This window comes from Vibrio harveyi NBRC 15634 = ATCC 14126 = KCTC 12724 (genome assembly GCF_001591145.1).
GTDB lineage: Bacteria > Pseudomonadota > Gammaproteobacteria > Enterobacterales > Vibrionaceae > Vibrio > Vibrio harveyi.
On sequence record NZ_BCUF01000047.1, the window covers coordinates 24,994 to 41,794 of the forward strand.

Annotated in this window: 13 protein-coding genes and 1 tRNA gene; 7 read left to right on the plus strand and 7 right to left on the minus strand. The window is 44.7% G+C overall.

What is annotated here, in order from left to right; genetic code table 11:
- Nucleotides 1–64 precede the first annotated feature (64 nt).
- Nucleotides 65–661, minus strand: coding sequence for a YccT family protein (locus VHA02S_RS20195; protein ID WP_038898463.1), 597 nt, complete (start codon nucleotides 659–661; stop codon nucleotides 65–67).
- 123 nt (nucleotides 662–784) lie between these two features.
- The gene (gene chiP / locus VHA02S_RS20200; RefSeq protein ID WP_038898462.1) at nucleotides 785–1,906 is read right to left on the minus strand and encodes a chitoporin; all 1,122 of its coding nucleotides are present in this window, start codon (nucleotides 1,904–1,906) and stop codon (nucleotides 785–787) included.
- A gap of 473 nt (nucleotides 1,907–2,379) precedes the next feature.
- Between chiP and VHA02S_RS20205 the strand changes: the two genes are divergently transcribed.
- A complete protein-coding gene (locus tag VHA02S_RS20205; RefSeq protein WP_038898461.1) occupies nucleotides 2,380–5,076 on the plus strand; it encodes a heavy metal translocating P-type ATPase in 2,697 nt (898 codons plus the stop codon).
- A 24-nt stretch (nucleotides 5,077–5,100) separates the two neighbouring features.
- Complete coding sequence (locus tag VHA02S_RS20210) at nucleotides 5,101–5,550, plus strand: DUF411 domain-containing protein (RefSeq protein ID WP_038898460.1); 450 nt, start codon at nucleotides 5,101–5,103, stop codon at nucleotides 5,548–5,550.
- 67 nt (nucleotides 5,551–5,617) lie between these two features.
- Here the strand turns inward: VHA02S_RS20210 and VHA02S_RS20215 are convergent, their stop codons facing one another.
- Both VHA02S_RS20215 and VHA02S_RS20220 read right to left on the minus strand, forming a co-directional pair.
- Nucleotides 5,618–6,310 carry an oligogalacturonate-specific porin KdgM family protein gene (locus VHA02S_RS20215; RefSeq protein ID WP_005449231.1) on the minus strand — a complete coding sequence of 231 codons (693 nt, stop codon included), beginning with the start codon at nucleotides 6,308–6,310 and terminating at the stop codon, nucleotides 5,618–5,620.
- A 450-nt stretch (nucleotides 6,311–6,760) separates the two neighbouring features.
- Nucleotides 6,761–9,412 (minus strand): beta-N-acetylhexosaminidase, encoded by a 2,652-nt coding sequence (locus tag VHA02S_RS20220; RefSeq protein ID WP_005449232.1) that lies wholly within the window; start codon nucleotides 9,410–9,412, stop codon nucleotides 6,761–6,763.
- A 458-nt stretch (nucleotides 9,413–9,870) separates the two neighbouring features.
- Here VHA02S_RS20220 and VHA02S_RS20225 point away from each other — a divergent pair, with 458 nt between their 5' ends.
- Nucleotides 9,871–10,746 carry a TraB/GumN family protein gene (locus VHA02S_RS20225; RefSeq protein ID WP_005449233.1) on the plus strand — a complete coding sequence of 292 codons (876 nt, stop codon included), beginning with the start codon at nucleotides 9,871–9,873 and terminating at the stop codon, nucleotides 10,744–10,746.
- A 151-nt stretch (nucleotides 10,747–10,897) separates the two neighbouring features.
- Nucleotides 10,898–11,320, plus strand: a complete 423-nt coding sequence (locus tag VHA02S_RS20230; protein ID WP_005449234.1) for a hypothetical protein — start codon at nucleotides 10,898–10,900, stop codon at nucleotides 11,318–11,320.
- A 428-nt stretch (nucleotides 11,321–11,748) separates the two neighbouring features.
- On the opposite strand, the gene VHA02S_RS20240 is transcribed toward VHA02S_RS20230, so the two are convergent.
- A tRNA-Pro gene (locus tag VHA02S_RS20240) sits at nucleotides 11,749–11,825 on the minus strand.
- A 260-nt stretch (nucleotides 11,826–12,085) separates the two neighbouring features.
- Between VHA02S_RS20240 and VHA02S_RS25525 the strand changes: the two genes are divergently transcribed.
- The 3 genes from VHA02S_RS25525 (at nucleotide 12,086) to rluF (ending at nucleotide 14,156) form a co-directional block, all read left to right on the plus strand.
- Complete coding sequence (locus tag VHA02S_RS25525) at nucleotides 12,086–12,226, plus strand: DUF3149 domain-containing protein (RefSeq protein WP_005382236.1); 141 nt, start codon at nucleotides 12,086–12,088, stop codon at nucleotides 12,224–12,226.
- Nucleotides 12,227–12,359: 133 nt separating this feature from the next.
- Nucleotides 12,360–12,941 (plus strand): DNA endonuclease SmrA, encoded by a 582-nt coding sequence (gene smrA / locus VHA02S_RS20245; RefSeq protein ID WP_038898459.1) that lies wholly within the window; start codon nucleotides 12,360–12,362, stop codon nucleotides 12,939–12,941.
- Between the two features lie 105 nt (nucleotides 12,942–13,046).
- Nucleotides 13,047–14,156, plus strand: coding sequence for a 23S rRNA pseudouridine(2604) synthase RluF (rluF, locus tag VHA02S_RS20250; protein WP_038898458.1), 1,110 nt, complete (start codon nucleotides 13,047–13,049; stop codon nucleotides 14,154–14,156).
- Between the two features lie 64 nt (nucleotides 14,157–14,220).
- Here rluF and ybaK read toward each other — a convergent pair whose 3' ends face one another.
- The gene (ybaK, locus tag VHA02S_RS20255) at nucleotides 14,221–14,694 is read right to left on the minus strand and encodes a Cys-tRNA(Pro) deacylase (RefSeq protein WP_005449237.1); all 474 of its coding nucleotides are present in this window, start codon (nucleotides 14,692–14,694) and stop codon (nucleotides 14,221–14,223) included.
- Between the two features lie 91 nt (nucleotides 14,695–14,785).
- Complete coding sequence (ushA, locus tag VHA02S_RS20260; protein ID WP_009696822.1) at nucleotides 14,786–16,447, minus strand: bifunctional UDP-sugar hydrolase/5'-nucleotidase UshA; 1,662 nt, start codon at nucleotides 16,445–16,447, stop codon at nucleotides 14,786–14,788.
- Between the last annotated feature and the right edge of the window lie 354 nt (nucleotides 16,448–16,801).

The window sequence follows — 16,801 nt, forward strand, 5'->3', positions numbered from 1 at the left end:
AGTACAATTGTTGCTAGATAACTACTATCGCTATAGAAAGCCTATATAAAAGAAGAAAACCAGATTACTTTAGGTTACGCATTGCCCATTGCATGAACTCTTGCTGCTCTTCACGGCTTAGATCGTTGAACGACTCTTTCAGTGTTTTTGTTACCGCTGGAGAAGCTTCAATGCTCGCTTTTGTCGTTTGCTTGTTCATTGCTTGGTTGTAGTCAGCGACTTCACGTTCGTAGTCACGGAAACCTTGTAAACCACCTTTGCGAAGTTGAACCATTGAGAACTTAACGTCTTTGCCGTTCGCATCTTTTAGCGTCAGTTTAGGGTCCATTTCAAAAGCCTTGGCTTCTTCAATAGTGCGGAACTTGTTGTATGTCAGCGTAAGCTCAGCATCTTTCGGTGCATCAAATTCAAGTAAAAGCGGCTGTGAATCAAACTTACGACGCTTGCCATCTTCAAACACAATTTGACCAACATTTACAGCAAGTTGGTTTGCACCATCTTCAACTTTGATGCTGTTGTTGTCAGAGATCCACTCAGGGTAGACGAACTCACTGTTGAGAACGCGAGGAACCAATTCCGCTTGCAGAGTCAGTTGAGCAGCAAATGCAGGCGCAGAAAGGATTGCGCAAAGTCCTAATAGTGTGGTTGTTTTTTTCATCATGGTTTTCTCGTCTTATACCAATTTAGATAAGCCACTGAAACTAACAGGCCGGTCATTCCAATAGCTTATGTGAATAAGTATCAAGACAAAAAGGGCGTTTCCGCCCTTTTTGCTGCTTCTATATTAGAAGTAGTATTCAACACCTACAGAGAACTCGTCGTAGTCAGCTGACTTCCAACGTGCTTCTGTTGGCTTGTCTAGTTGAGACGCACCGTCACCGAAGTCTAGAGTACGTGCACGAGCGTAAAGTACTGCGGATGGGTCTACGAAGTACATGATCTGTGCAGATAGTACATCATCTGCTGTGTTGTCGATTGTCTTACCGTCACGTTCTAGGTCAAAGTTTGCTGCGTAACCCAGTTTGTACTGCCAGTCACCTGTTGTGTACATAAGACCTGCAGACATTGCATCTTGCTTCTCGTTTACACCGTTGCTTGCGTCAGCTTCCATGTATTTGTATTGAGCGAAGAAAGAGATGCCGTTTTCAAACCAACCTTGAACACCTACTAGGTACGTGTTGTTTTCCCAAGTTTGACCTTCACCTTCGATGTTGCGGTTACCTTCGTACGCAGCATCCAATTGTAGTGGACCTAACTTGTAGTGAGCCGCGATGCCGCCCCAGTAATCGTCGCCTTCACCTAGACCAGCTTTGTCACCTGCACCCGCTGCGATATCTAGAGAGAATTTGTCAGCAAACATTGGAGAGTCCCAACGGATTGTGTTTGATTGACGGTCTTGGTACTTAGCACCACCGATCGCACCACCCCAGTCGTAAACATCGCCTAGACCTGGGTTAGATGCTGGCCAGTCAACCAACTCGTACATTGGAGTAAGAACACGACCTAGACGAACTTGACCCCAAGAAGCGCTTTCAAAACCTACGAATGTATCACGCTCACCAAGACCTGCACCTTCACCACCGAAACTTGGGTCTACGTAACCACCTTCAATTTGCCAAATGAACGTTGGTTCAAAGTTAGCGAATTGCTTTTTACCACGGAAGCCGATACGTGATTCGTTGTTTAGCTGCATGCCGCCCAAATCGTCGTCAGTTGCTTTGCTACCAGAATCGTAATCGCGGTACGCGGCCTGCATCGCGATAATGCCGTAAACTTCGTAAGAGAAAGAGTCTTTAGTTAGGTACTCTTTCGCTGCATCACTGTTTGCACCATCAGCAAAAGCTGAACCACTGAACATCATGCCTGTGATTGCAGTAGCAAGTAGGCTTTTCTTTAGGTAAGACATTTTAAACCCCTATATTTTTAGTTTTTTCCATTTTCAAATTCGCTAACTAGGACATTGCAGGAACTTGAAACAATGTGTGGACAGGGCAAATATGACAAACTTTTTTCGCAGTAAAAAACTTTCCCAGCGGCAATCTGAGCAAGTTCAAAATGAGAAGATCAAAAAGAATATAAATCTTTAAATAACAGTCATTTATAGTGATAAATAAAAATATAAAAACGTCAAAACCGTTCTAATCAACTTCGTTTTTATATAAAAAGCTCAAAAATCGTGAGCAACTTCACTCAGGTTTTAGGCGTTTTAACGGAACTTTATATTCAGAGAGAAAAAACTTTGAGATAACTCGCAACAATAGGGGCGTAAGGGCGGCTCAATAAAGGGGATTTTGACGAATTTGCTTCGCGTCGAAAAGCTTGACCTTCCCCTTGCAGGAAGGTTTATGCTCTGCACATTACTATTATTGAGGACAAATTATGTATCAGTTTGTTGTACCTATGTCGGGACTCAACTGCATGGGCTGTGCGAGAAAAGTTGAGAAAGCTTTACATGCCAATCACAGTGTTGAGATCATTAATTTGTCCCCGACGATGGTAGAGGTGAAAACCGAATCTTCACTCTCTTCTATTATTGAATCCATCGAATCGCTGGGCTACCACGCCGGTCACCAATATCAATTCCATTTAACGGGTTTGAGCTGTGGTGGCTGCGTGAAAAAGCTCTCTTCTTTATTAGAATCAAATCAAGACGTCATTACATTCCAAGCCTCTACAACACAACTTGACATCACAACCCTACTCTCTGAGCAGCAAGTGATCGATCTCGTTGCGACATTGGGCTATACCGCTAGCATCGAGACTATCGAGGCTAAAGAAGAAGTCACAGAGCAAATAACGCCCGCAATAAAAGAAGCGCATCTCGATCGTAACCAACCCGAATCTGCCAATGTTCAGCTACAGATGCTGATTCAAGGCATGACATGTGCCAGCTGTGTATCTTCGGTAGAGAAAGCACTCACTAATGTCGAAGGCATAGAGAAAGCACAGGTCAATCTTGCAGAGCAGAGCGCGTTAGTATTTGCAAACCAAGATAGTGAAATGCTTCATCAAGCCATCATCGAGTCAGTAAAACAAGCGGGCTATCAAGCAGAAATCCTTCAAGACGCAGCAACGCAACAAGAAAAACAAGCAGCACAGCAACTTGCTCAACAAAAGCGCTTTAAACTTGATGCTATCGCAGGCTTAGTCGTTGGTGCACCATTGATGCTCTGGGGTGTGTTTGGTGGCAACATGGTTATCCAAGATGCCAGTGATCAAATGGTTTGGGGTGCGATAGGTATTCTCTGTCTATTATTGCTGGCGACAGCAGGTAAGCACTTCTTTACTAACGCATGGTTAGCAGCCACTCACAAACGTGCCACCATGGACACTTTAGTTGCCCTAGGTACTGGTGCCGCGTGGTTCTATTCAATGCTTGTGGTGATTTTTCCTGATTGGTTCCCACTCGCCTCTCGCCATGTTTACTTTGAAGCAAGTGCGATGATCGTCGGTCTGATTTCTCTTGGTCACTATATAGAAGCAAAAGCAAAGGCAAATACAACACGCTCATTGCAAGCTCTGATTAACCTACAACCTCAGCAAGCCACCGTCATTACTGAAAATGGCGATCAGCAAATTGCGGTTGAGCAAATCACGTTGGGCATGAAGCTACGCATCAAACCGGGTGAGAAAGTGCCCGTTGATGGTATCGTGATTCAGGGGGAATCATACATTGATGAATCTATGCTAACTGGTGAACCCGTACCCGTGTTAAAAGCGCAAGAGGCTCAAGTCTCTGCGGGCACACTAAATACCGATGGCGCTCTGATTATTGAAGCCACCGGCATCGGTGCAAATACCATGCTAGCGCGTATTATTCGTATGGTGCGTACCGCACAAAGCAGTAAGCCAGCAATTGCCAAATTAGCGGATCAGATTTCTGCTGTATTCGTCCCTCTGGTTGTCGGTATCGCAATCCTTGCTGCTTTGGTTTGGTTCGCAGTAGGTCCAGAACCTAAAGCCAGCTACATGCTTGTGGTAACGACGACTGTACTGATTATTGCCTGTCCTTGTGCGCTGGGCTTAGCAACACCATTGTCGGTCACCGTAGGCGTGGGCAAAGCCGCAGAACTGGGTATCTTGATCAAAGACGCAGACGCACTGCAATTGGCGAGCAAAGTCGACACCGTCGTATTCGACAAAACCGGTACGTTAACTCAGGGCAAACCCAGTGTGCAGCAAGTATTTACTCACGCCACCAGCCATGAACACTTGTTAGCATTAGCATACGCAGCAGAGCGTCAATCTGAGCACCCATTAGCAAAAGCCGTGTGTGATTACGCTAAGGAAAATGCGGCTGAAGATATCGAGTTGGACGCTTTTGAAAACATTCGCGGTCGCGGCATTCTTGCAACTTACCAAGCACAACCACTGCTGATTGGTTCATTGCAGTTTATGCAAACAGAGCAGGTAGATACTTCCGCGATGGAGCAAGCCATTCAAGATTGCGCCAACAACGCATGGACACCGGTTGCCATTTCCCTCAACAACGAACTGATTGGTTTAATTGCCATCGCTGATCCAATTAAATCTGATGCCAAACAAGCAGTCACTGCACTAAAATTACAGGGTATCAACACAGTGATGCTCACTGGTGATAATCAACACGTAGCGACAGCCATCGGCAACGAATTAGGCATTGATGAAGTCATTGCTCAGGTGATGCCAGATGAGAAAGCGCAACATATAAAACAACTACAATCACAAGGACAAACCGTCGCCATGATTGGTGATGGTATTAATGACGCACCCGCTCTCGCTCTCGCCGATCTCGGCGTTGCAATGGGCAGCGGCAGTGATGTGGCAATCGAAAGTTCACAAATGACGATTCTTAATACATCGCCAATGGCAATTGTTCATGCCATCGAACTGTCTCGTGCAACATTGAAGAACATGAAACAAAACCTGTTTGGTGCCTTTGTTTATAACTCGTTGGGTATTCCAATCGCCGCTGGCGTGCTCTACCCAGCATTCGGATTCCTACTCAGTCCTGTTGTTGCTGGCGCAGCAATGGCACTGTCTTCAATCACAGTCGTGAGTAATGCAAATCGACTACGACTGTTTACCATTAAGTAAGCGACACTTCTTATAGAGGATATTATGAAGTTGAAACTATTGACCTTTACAATGCTTGCTGTCACATCGGCGAACGTATTAGCCGCTGATGTCATCAACCACAAATCGCCATACTGTGGCTGCTGTGGAGAATGGACGAAACACATGGAAGAGAACGGCTTTACCGTCGAAGAAAAGCTGCACGATGACATGAACGCGGTTAAACGCGACTTGGGCATCAAGAATGAACAGCTTTACTCGTGCCACACCGCAGAAATTAATGGCTACGTATTTGAAGGTCATATTCCTGCTGACGACATTAAAGCCTTTTTAGAAAACCCACCTCGCAACGCAAAAGGCCTTGCGGTACCCGGCATGCCTATGGGATCACCGGGTATGGAGTATGGCGATAAAAAAGACAGTTACGCCGTCTACGCCTACAACAACAAAGGTCAGGTTTACGAATACCGCTTCCACAAAGGCAACGACCAGTAAAAACAAAGCCCAGCGAGACATACCGCTGGGCTTTTTCTTAATGGACAGTTAAGACAAAACTCTTTAATTAGAAGCCGTAAGACGCACCAAATACGAATGCGTTGTTCACTAGGCTATCACCCGCCGCATTTTCCGCACCGTGTGCTTGGCTACGGAACTCGAAGTAAGGCTGAACGCCCTTACGAGTCCATGTTGCACGTAGTTCGTGGTCCATCGTTTCTGCTTCAATCATGTAAACGTTGTTGTAGCTCAAAGTCACATCTTCGTTCATTACGTAACCAATGCGGTTATCCATACGGTAGTCTGTTTTCGCGTCTGCAGACGTTGCATCGATGTGCGCGCGAGTACGGTTGCTCAATGAGATGCCGTTATCAAAGTTGTAGCCGATCTTTACAAGTGGACGGTACTGGATGCTCTCACCCGCAGAGAATAGGTGTTGGTAGCCCGCAGCAACCCATAGATGATCAGTGATGTTGAAAGATTGCTCACCACCTACAGTGATGGCTGGCGTTGTGTTGCCTGCGCCGCCATTTTCAGTTTCTAGTTTGCCTAGCTGAATACCATCAAACTCAGTGTAAACCGTAAGACCGCCGAATTGGTTATCAAACGTATGACCCGCTTCTAGCGTAGATGTCATGTCTGAACCGTGAATTCGACCGTCATCGTGGAATTGGATGTTACCAGTTACATAAGATGAACCCGCGAAAGCGCTTGAAGCGAAAACAAGAGAAAGTGCACTTAGTGCTAAAACGTTTTTCATAATTACTGCCTTTATTTGTTCACGTTATGCGACGAGTTTTTTGGCTATCACTTGCCTCTCATCACATACTTTGGGATGTGCCTCCCTGGCGACGGCAATACTGCGCAATTTAATTCGCATTGAAAAATAAATCGTTTGAAACAGTGATCAAATTCAAATCGTGATTTTCGAAATTAAAAAAAGTTTATTAAATACAGTAAGTTGATATAAAAACTAAAAATTCGTCAAAAAAATAAAGTGTGAAGTAAGGCATATCTATCCTTTTATTTGACAGTTAAATACACATCCAGATCACACTATGACAGACACCCTAAATTAGAAACTTAATTATCAATAAAAAATAATTAGACATTGATCACGCTTATTTTCCGAAGAAAAATAAACAAAGCCCCCAACATAAGTTGAGGGCTTTGAGTAAGGAACTATGATTTTAGTGAATACTGAGCGCTATTATTTCACGCTAGTGATACGGCTTACCTTCTCACCTGTCGCAGATACCGAACGGATGAAGACTTCACCAGTTACATTTGGACGAGCGTTGTCTGCATAAGTCAACCAGTTCTCACCATCCAGAGAGTATTGAAGCGTTACGCCAGGGAACTGAACGTTCATTGCTAGCTTACCATCTTCTACTTTTGCACCTGGTACTGGTAGGCGGTAGTCGATACCTGATTTTTCTAGCTTAGCCAGTTCACGTTGACCAAGTACGTTCGCAAAGCGGTTGTAGTCTTGGTTTAGCGATGCTTTATCAACTAGATTAGAGTTTTGCGAGTACTCAACACCAACTTTGTAGTCGTTTTCCCAGTCAGCACGGTGCCATGCACGCTCAGCAGCAGCGAGGACGCGAGGGAATACCATGTACTCGTATTGCTCGTCGTTACGTACTGTCTCAGACCAAAGTTGTGCAGATAGACCGTAGAAAGGTTTCGCTTCGATTTCACCTTTACCAGTAAAGCCATTGCCATCGCGATCTACAGAAGTTTCTGCGTTTTGAGGCATGTTCTCTGGTGCAAAGCCAAACATCTTACGAGTATCCGTTGCACGTGTTGCCCAGTAGTAACCACGCTCTTTCGGGTCAACTTCGTATGGCATATCCATGTACACGTAATCTGGGTTAGAAACAATCACGTCGTAACCTTTCTTAGACCACTCGTACACTGACGAAGTACCGCCCCAGTAAAGAACGTCCCAGAAGTTTACGCGAGTATTTTCTGTAGCGAACGCTTTTTCGCCGTCACTGTATTTCAAACCATCTTGCCAAGCTTGGAAGTTTGGAATGCCTTTCTCAGCAACAATCTTCGACACTTCTTCCGCGAAGTGGCTTGGTAGGTGAGCAAAGTCACTGACTGTGCCATCTGTGATTAGCGTCTGACATTGTGGAGACTGTGCAAACGGCTTGTCTTGTTTAGACAGGTCAATCGTGCCTTTCCAGCTTACTTTATCTTCTGCGTTAACGTCTTGGAAACCAGCACCTAGCTTGATGTTCTTCGCTTCGTCACCACCGAAGTGCCAAGTTGTTAGTGGAGCGCCAGCTTCTTGGTGCATTGCTGCCACTTCTGAAATCACCTTATCAACAAAGCGAGTTGAAGATTCCATACATGGGTTGATGAAGCTTTGCTTATTGTAGAACTGAACCGTCGTTACGTTTGATGTATCTTGAGGATCCATCAGACGGTATTCGTTCGCTTCAGCTTCTTTACCTTCTTCCATTAGGCGGTCGTAACGAGCTTCCATTGATACTACTGCTGCACGAGCGTGAGCTGGCATATCGATTTCTGGAATCACTTCAATGTTACGTGCTTTTGCGTATTTCAAGATTTCCACGTAGTCTGCTTTGCTGAAGTAGCCAGAGCCAAAGTTGTCTGTCGTTGGACCAGAGCCAAGCTGAGGCAGTAAACAGCTTTTCTCTTGTGTATCGAAACAACGGTTAGCACCCACTTCTGTCAGCTCAGGCAGACCCGGGATTTCTAAACGCCAGCCTTCATCATCGGTTAGGTGAAGGTGAAGTTTGTTCATCTTGTACGCTGCCATTTGGTCTAGCGTTGCAAGGATTGCGTCCTTAGAGTGGAAGTTACGAGCCACATCCACCATCACACCACGGTAATCAAAACGAGGCGCATCTTTAATAGACAGTTGTGGTAGAGAATCAGCATTTTGGCTATCTACCAGGCCAAAGATAGATTGTACTGCGTAGAAAGCGCCTGCTTGGTCGAACGCTTTAATCACAATACCGTCGCCTTTGATGCTCATTTCGTAAGCACCAGATTTTGCTAATTCACCGGTGAAGTCTGCAGGAACAACAGTGATGCTTACAGGAAGATCACCACGAACGTCCACACCTACCACTTCTGCACGATCTTGAATCGCTGCGAACTGAGTCGCATCGAATGCGTCTTTAGGCAGCGCAATACCATCCGCGATATCTACTTTGCCTTTACCCGCTTCAACGTGCATTGGTGTTGGTAGTAACGTGGTTGATACGTCTTGTGTTGCTAGGTCTTCGTTTTTCTCAAAACGAGACACAGCGTTTGCAAATACATTGTTGTCATCTGGTGTACGTTTTAGGTTGTTACCTTCAAGACCCGTCACAAAAGACGCAACATCTTCAGTATTTAGAGAAGCAATCATCTTAGGTTCTGCGTTTGGAGCAGAAACGAATGCACCCGGCATGAAGTCAGTTTCAAATAGTTGCCAGTATTCACCAACCAATGGAAGAACAACCTCTTCACCGGCAGCGAAGCCGTCAAACTTATCTGTTGGTTCTAGCTTATGTAGGTCACCCGTTACACGAGAGATTTTGAACTGCTCGTTGTCAACATCCAGAATCAGACGAATGCTGTGGAAGTAAATAGCCCAATCTTTTGAGTCAACAGCTTCACCTTGGTTAACAAGCGTCATGTTTACTTTGTTACAAGAAGCCCATTCTGCGCCCATATCTTGGCACGCAAGACCTTCGTTAGCACCATGGTTAGTTAACACTTCATATTGGATATCAAGGTTATCAGCCAGTGAGTTTACAACTTGTTGCTCAGAGCTCTGTAGTGAAGAGCAGCCTGCCAATGTAGCGATAACAGAAGCAGCAATCAGACTATGTTTCAACATCTTACTTTCCCCAAAAAGTCAGTGGTTCAAAACGACATTTATTAAAAATGGTGAGCACCTAAATGCGAGGCGCTTAACAGTTGCATTCAACATACAAGCAGTTATTTCTAAGCGTAAAATTAATAAAACTAAGAAGTGATCTGGCTCAAATTAAGCCAAGCATTCAAAAATATAAACATAATAATTTCAACAAGTTAAACTTGACGTTAAAAGCGGCTAACTTTTTTTGACGAGTTTGTTGCGATCTCAATCACGAATATCGATGGGTTTCGACTGATTTTGTAGGATTCTGATCACTATTGGTTATTAAGTGAACCATTAACAACAAACTCAATTGAAACACTTTCGTGAATTACCTCTCATTTCCTAGCCGTTAAAACTCGTCAATTTTTTAAAAAATGACGATTTTGCCGAACCATGTTATAGATAAAGTGCCTATTGAATTCGAGGAGCAAAATATGTTTCGACTCTTGTCCGTGATGTCATCTCTGATCGTCTTTTTTACTTCTTATTCTGTTCAAGCCGAACCACAACACTGGCTGGCAAAGAAGGGCGAGACGGAATACATGATTATCGGGTCTGTACATGTCGGCGATAAAAGCATGTATCCATTACCAGAAGCTGTGACTCGGTTCCTGACAAACAGTGATGGTTTAATCATCGAAGCAGACATTCGAAATACAGAAGGGGTGACTTACCCGGAAACCTCGCTTCACGCTAGAGATGTTTTAGATAAAACACAGCGCAAACATCTTGCTGAAATAGCCAATGACCTAGGTCTACAAGAAGCACAGTTGCTCAATGCACCGCCATGGTCTGCGGCTTTGACAATCCAGTTAATGTTGGTAAACAAACTTGGTTACGAGTCTGATCAAGGTGTCGACATGCACCTCATTAACTTAGCTGACCAACAAAAAGTACCAGTACTTGCTTTGGAGAATGTGCAATTCCAATTGGACTTAATTGCGGGACAAAAAGATGGCGGTAAAGATTTTTTGCTCTCTTCTATTGAAGAATATGACGGTGGCGACAAACTGGTACAATGCTTAATCGACAGTTGGAAGAGCGGCGATGGTAGCTCACTTGAAGCAGCATCAGCGAGTGAACAATCCAGTGATGAGTTCAATGAAGCCTTTCTCTATTCCCGTAATCGCGACTGGGCTCAGAAACTAGATACAGGTAGTGTACTACCGAAAAAATCCGGTAAATACACCGTGGTGGTAGGCAGCTTACACCTAGTAGGTAAAGACAATGTAATCGAACTATTAGAAAAACGCGGTTTCACTGTCAAACCTCTAGCAAAAACTCACAAAGCAGACTGCGATATTGGATAAAGAAGATAGCTCCATTTGCTGGTATGCTTACATCTACTTATCGTGTTGTATTTGTAGGCAAATGACGCTTACATCACGCTGACAAATACGATCACCTATTGGATACTATCGAGTCAATCCTTAAACAACTTCAAATTTGATAAGAGCCTTTATGACGTTCAAAGCCTCATTATTATGCCTTGCTAGCGCGCTACTATTGCCATCGCTTGCCCATGCAAAATCGTCTTGTACGATTGAAGACTTCCAACCTATTGATATTACGCCGGATACAAAAGGCGGTGTTTTGGATAAAGAAAGTGGACAGTTTCTCATTAACCAAAAGCCTATGATGCGTTGTGCAAACATCACTTTTTCAACCGCCCATACTCGTAACCGCGTCGCTCATATGATGAACCAGAACTTTGAAGCTACTTACTTTGATGGCAAAACTGGTCAGTCTCATTCCGCTACTTTTGATGAAGATGAGCTAAAAGCTGGGTACATTAAAATCGGTCCAAACCATCCAAAAACGGCTTACGTTTGTTTCACGACGTCCGAAACTCCGATTAAAGACATTAGTTGTGATGTGAACTAGCGAGAAGCGCAGTTTTATCATATCACTCAGAACAATAGAGAGATTCCCGACTGCGCTCCTTCGTCGCTTTCGGGAATGACGCCTTTGAATTCAGTGCTTTTTATTCGTCATCCTCAAGAGCGAGGGACGAGCGAGTTGGGGATCTCTTACGTTTTCATTTACCAGTTGATGAAAGCTGATTTGCCTCAAAGCGTTCCTTCTCTCGCATCTCGAAGAGCAGAGTCTGTTCCCGAAGCGAAGCGTTCTCGATTCAAAAAGCCGTAAAACGCAAAAAAGCCGTAGCATTTCTGCTACGGCTTTCTCTAATACGGTCGGTGAAGAGCCATATTCTAACTTCAGGCGAACCCCATTTGGTTCACTACTATCAAAGCCAAATTTGCGACCGCTGAAACGACGAAAGCCTGCTCATTGAGCAGGCTTTCTGAAAGTGGTCGGTGAAGAGGGATTCGAACCCCCGACCCTCTGGTCCCAAACCAGATGCGCTACCAAGCTGCGCTATTCACCGAGATGTTTAACTGAGGACTTATCCCCGTCAACGGATGCGTATATTACGGATTCTTTAGTTAGACGCAAGCGCTTTTTACAAAAAAACGTAATGTCTTAATTCGTTTGACGATTTACTGAACACTAGCACGTGAAATGTGACTAAGAACCCACAATAAAACACAGTTTATTAACCTTGGCAACATAATTGATCCAGATCAGTGTGCAAAAAAACACCACCCATTAACGTTATCAATGTCGGAAATATCTTGGAGGAAACGTATGGACTTTTGGCTTGATCTCCTATTTGGTAATGCGGTGGGACTATCGTCAATGATAGTAATCTTTGGGGCAATTGGTCTGATGTTGTTTTACGGCGGTTTCTTCATTTACAAGATTATGAACGACAAATCTCCTCACTAGATCTCGCTTAGCTCTAGAAACGCTTTGCACCGGAGTTGGTTACTTGCCTGCTCCGGTTTTTTATTTGATCTCAATGCACTACTCATTGATATAATCTTACTATTCCTACCCTGTTCTTTATGAGATTGCCGTTATGTCTCAAGACGACGATTTTGATCTGTTTCAACAGATGATGGGCGACGTAAAGCCTATCGACCACGATACTGCAGAGCACAAAAAAGTGCACCAAGTGACGGACGCTCAGATGGCGAAACGCGAAGCCGCTATTTGGCTTACTGAAGACGACCCAGAGTACCTGTCGATTGACCATGCAGAAATGCTCAAACCCGATGACTTTATCGAGTTCAAACGGGATGGTGTACAAGATGGTGTATACCGCAAACTACGCCTTGGTAAATACCTAATTCAAGCTCGACTTGATCTGCACCGTAAGACACTGAAAGAAGCACGTGACGAAGTAGTCAAATTCCTCAAGCAATGTATTGAGATGGATATCCGTACCGTCGTGATCGTACATGGTCGTGGCGAGCGCTCTAATCCACCAGCATTAATGAAAAGTTTCGTCAGCAGTTGGTTACAACAGATCCGTGAAGTGCAATGCGTGCATAGTGCACAACGATTCCACGGTGGCAGCGGCGCCGTTTACGTTCTATTAAGAAAGAGTGCTGAAAAGAAAATGGAGACGCGTGAACGTCATCAAAAACGTTTAGGCTAACTCGAATCTCGGTGCTAGAATGCCCGACCTTATCTTGTCTTGCTGCAATTAACTGCGGCAAGGCAACCTTTATTAACCGCCGTTGTGAAACGTTAGGAGACCAACATGTCACAAGACAACGCAAAACGCTTAAACAAATACATCAGCGAAACGGGCTTCTGCTCACGTCGTGAAGCCGACCGTCTTATCGAGCAAGGTCGTGTCACCATTAATGGTCAACAACCAGAAATGGGAACAAAAGTACTTCCAGGCGATGACGTTTGTGTCGATGGAAACCCTGTTGCAGCAAAAGAAAAACCGATTTATATCGCGTTGAACAAACCAACGGGCATCACCTGTACAACTGAACGCGACATCCCGGGCAACATCGTTGATTTCATCGGTCATAAAAAGCGTATCTTCCCTATCGGTCGTCTGGATAAGCCCTCAGATGGTTTGATCTTTCTGACTAACGATGGTGATATCGTAAATAAGATTCTGCGTGCAGGTAACAACCACGAAAAAGAATACGTGGTACGTGTTGATAAGCCTATTACTGGCGAATTCCTAAAACAGATGTCGAGCGGTGTGAAGATCCTCGATACAGTCACGCTACCTTGTAAGGTAACAAAAGAAACCAAATTCTCTTTCCGCATCGTGTTAACGCAAGGTTTGAACCGTCAAATCCGTCGTATGTGTGAAGCGCTCGGCTACGAAGTATTTAAACTGCGTCGCGTACGCATCATGAACATCTCACTTGATGGCATTCCAAATGGTAAATGGCGTTACCTGAGTGACGATGAAGTGGCAGAGATCCTAGCAATGTGTGAAGGTTCAGTGGGCACAGAGGAAGCGTCAAAGACAGATTCTAAAGGTCGCAACATTCGTAAAGCGACCGATGCCAAACTATTTGATAGCCGCGAAGAAAACCAAGGTTCAACGGCACGCCGTAACCAAAAAACACGTACCTTCCGTGGTAACAACGCGGATGAATTCCGACATGCGCCAAATTCTAAAAAAGGTCAGCAAAAACGTCGCCAACGTGATGATGAGAATGCACGCCCTGCAAAAGAGCACTACAAAGCGAAACCACAAGGTGAACGCAGTAAGCCTCAAGGTGATCACAATAAACCTCAATCACCGAGCAAGCCTAAGCAGCATTACATGAATCCAAATGCAGCGAAGCCAAGCAAACCAACGAAACGCACAGGCGGCACGTTGAGCCTGAAGAAGTAACCATTCGCTCCATCACAAGATCAAAAAAGGACGCTCATCAGCGTCCTTTTTATTGGTCATGTATTTACAGACAAAGAGGAGCAAATTGACCACGTGTTAGACTCAACAAATCTTTGGGTGCCAATTCAATTTCTAAACCACGCTTACCTGCGCTCACACAGATCGTCTCTTGCTGTGTTGCACTTTCATGCAGAAAAGTAGGCAGCGCTTTCTTCTGCCCCAATGGGCTGATTCCACCCACAACATAACCTGTGGTCTTTTGAGCGATTTCAGGATCTGCCATGTCCGCTTTCTTACCTTTCGCAGCTTTCGCCGCCAATTTTAGGTTCAATTTTTGATCGACAGGAATGATCGCAACGGCAAGGTTCTTAGGCTCGCCGTTTAAGCAAAACAGCAAAGTCTTAAATACTTTCTTTGGATCTTGTCCCAATACTTCTGCTGCTTCTAATCCGTAGCTGTCTGCTCTTGGATCATGCTCATATTGGTGAATGGTGTGTGAAACTTTTTTCTTTTTCGCAAGATTAATGGCCGGAGTCATCAAGATTCTCCTTATAAAACAAAAAACGCTGCCCCTAGTGAGGTGCAGCGCTTTAAGTTAATGGTATCAGCGACTTTGAGTCAATCGCTTTTTACTTGTAAACCATCTCACCTGAAGGCGCGTATTCGTTTACGTCAATTGGGCTGTGTGACTCTAGGTACTCTTTCAGTACTTCAGCATCCGTAAAGCCTGTATTTACGTAACCTGGGTGAGTGTTAACTTTCGGGTAGCCGTCACCGCCTGAAGCGTTGTAACTTGGTACAGTAAAGCGGTACTCACCATCAAGTCGAAGCTGTTTGCCACCGATAAATACATTTGCTACTTTGCCATTCTCAACAGTCATTGAAATACCAGCGAACTGAGCGTAAGCGCCAGAATCAACAGGTTTCGTTGCAACAACATTTAGGTAGTCTAGTACTTCTTTACCAGACATATCTACGTAAGAAACCATGTTGCCAAATGGTTGAACGGTCAGCACATCTTTGTACGTGATGTCACCCGCTTCAATTGAATCACGAACACCACCTGAGTTCATTACAGCGAAGTCTGCTTTCGCACGCTCCATGTGTGCTGTTGCGATCAGACGACCAAGGTTCGTTTGTTGGAAACGTACCACATTGCGATCACCTTCCAGTTTGCCATTGGATTCTGCAATCTTAACGTTTAGCTTGCCTTGACCTTTTTCTTGGTAAGGACGTAGGAAATCAAGCATAGCTTCATCTTGCGCGATCTCATCTTGGATAAGCACGCGTTGAGATTTACCATCAACTTTGATCTTCTTCTTCAGGTTCACAGGGATCAGATCGTAGCTCACCATAGACAATTCGCCGTTGCGGAATTCGTAATCAGCTCGACCAACGTACTTACCCCACTCGTACGCTTGTACGATGTAAGTGCCGTTTTGCTCATCTGGTTTACACTCTTCACCCGGCTTGAAGTTCTTCTTAATAACGTTTGGACCTTCCATACATACAGGCTCTTGTGAGTGACCACCCACAATCATGTCCAAATCACCTTCATTTAGGTAGCGAGCCAACGCAACATCACCCGGAGCGTTCACACCACGGTTGCCGTTTTCGTAGTGACCCATATGTGTCACTGCAAAGATAAGGTCTGGCTTCTCAGTTTCTTTTAGCTCAGCGATCAGCTTCTTCGCTTCTTCTTTCGGATCACGGAAGTCAACTTGACCAATGTACTCTGGGTTACCTAGTTTTGCTGTGTCTTCTGTCGTTAGACCGATCACGGCAATCTTGATGCCTTGCTTATTGAACATTGCGTAAGGTTGGAACAAGCGCTCACCGGTTTCCTTATCGTAAATGTTCGCAGACAGCATTGGGAAGTTAGCCCACTCTTGCTGCTTGAATAGCACGTCAAGTGGGTTATCGAACTCATGGTTACCCAACGCCATCGCGTCGTAACCAATTTTGCTCATACCTTTGAAATCTGGTTCCGCATCTTGCAGATCTGATTCAGGAACACCTGTATTGATATCGCCGCCTGACAGTAGAAGAACGCTGCCACCCTCTGCTTGAATTTCTGTACGTAGCTCGTCGATCAGTGTCTTACGAGCTGCCATACCATACTCACCGTATTTGTTTTGCCAGAAGCGACCGTGGTGGTCGTTCGTGTGCAGTACAGTCAGTTTGTATGTTGTATCTTCATTCCATTCATGTGCTGGTTGCGTTGCACATCCGGCAAGAGTTGCCAGAATCGCCGCGCTCAAAGCGGTTTTTACAATCAGGCGTTGCTTCATTGTTTTACCTTTTTATCGTCTGGGGTCCACTGCAGACGCTCTTAACCCTTTAAAGGAGCTCCGTCCATATAATTAAGAGCGCTAAAACTTGACGTAGTTTATAGGAAGAATTGCACGCTAACATATTGATTTCATAATTATGATGCATGGATCACTAATGACTATTTTAACAACTGCAACTCTGACGCTACGTTTCAACAGATTATAGACCCATTCACAGGCAATCGTTTTGCTGTGACATTGGCAGGCATTTCAATGCAATTGGTAAGCGAGAAGCGAGAAGCGAGAAGCGAGAAGCGAGAAGCGAGAAGCGAGAAGCGAGAAGCGAGAAGCGAGAAGCGAGAAGCGAGAAAA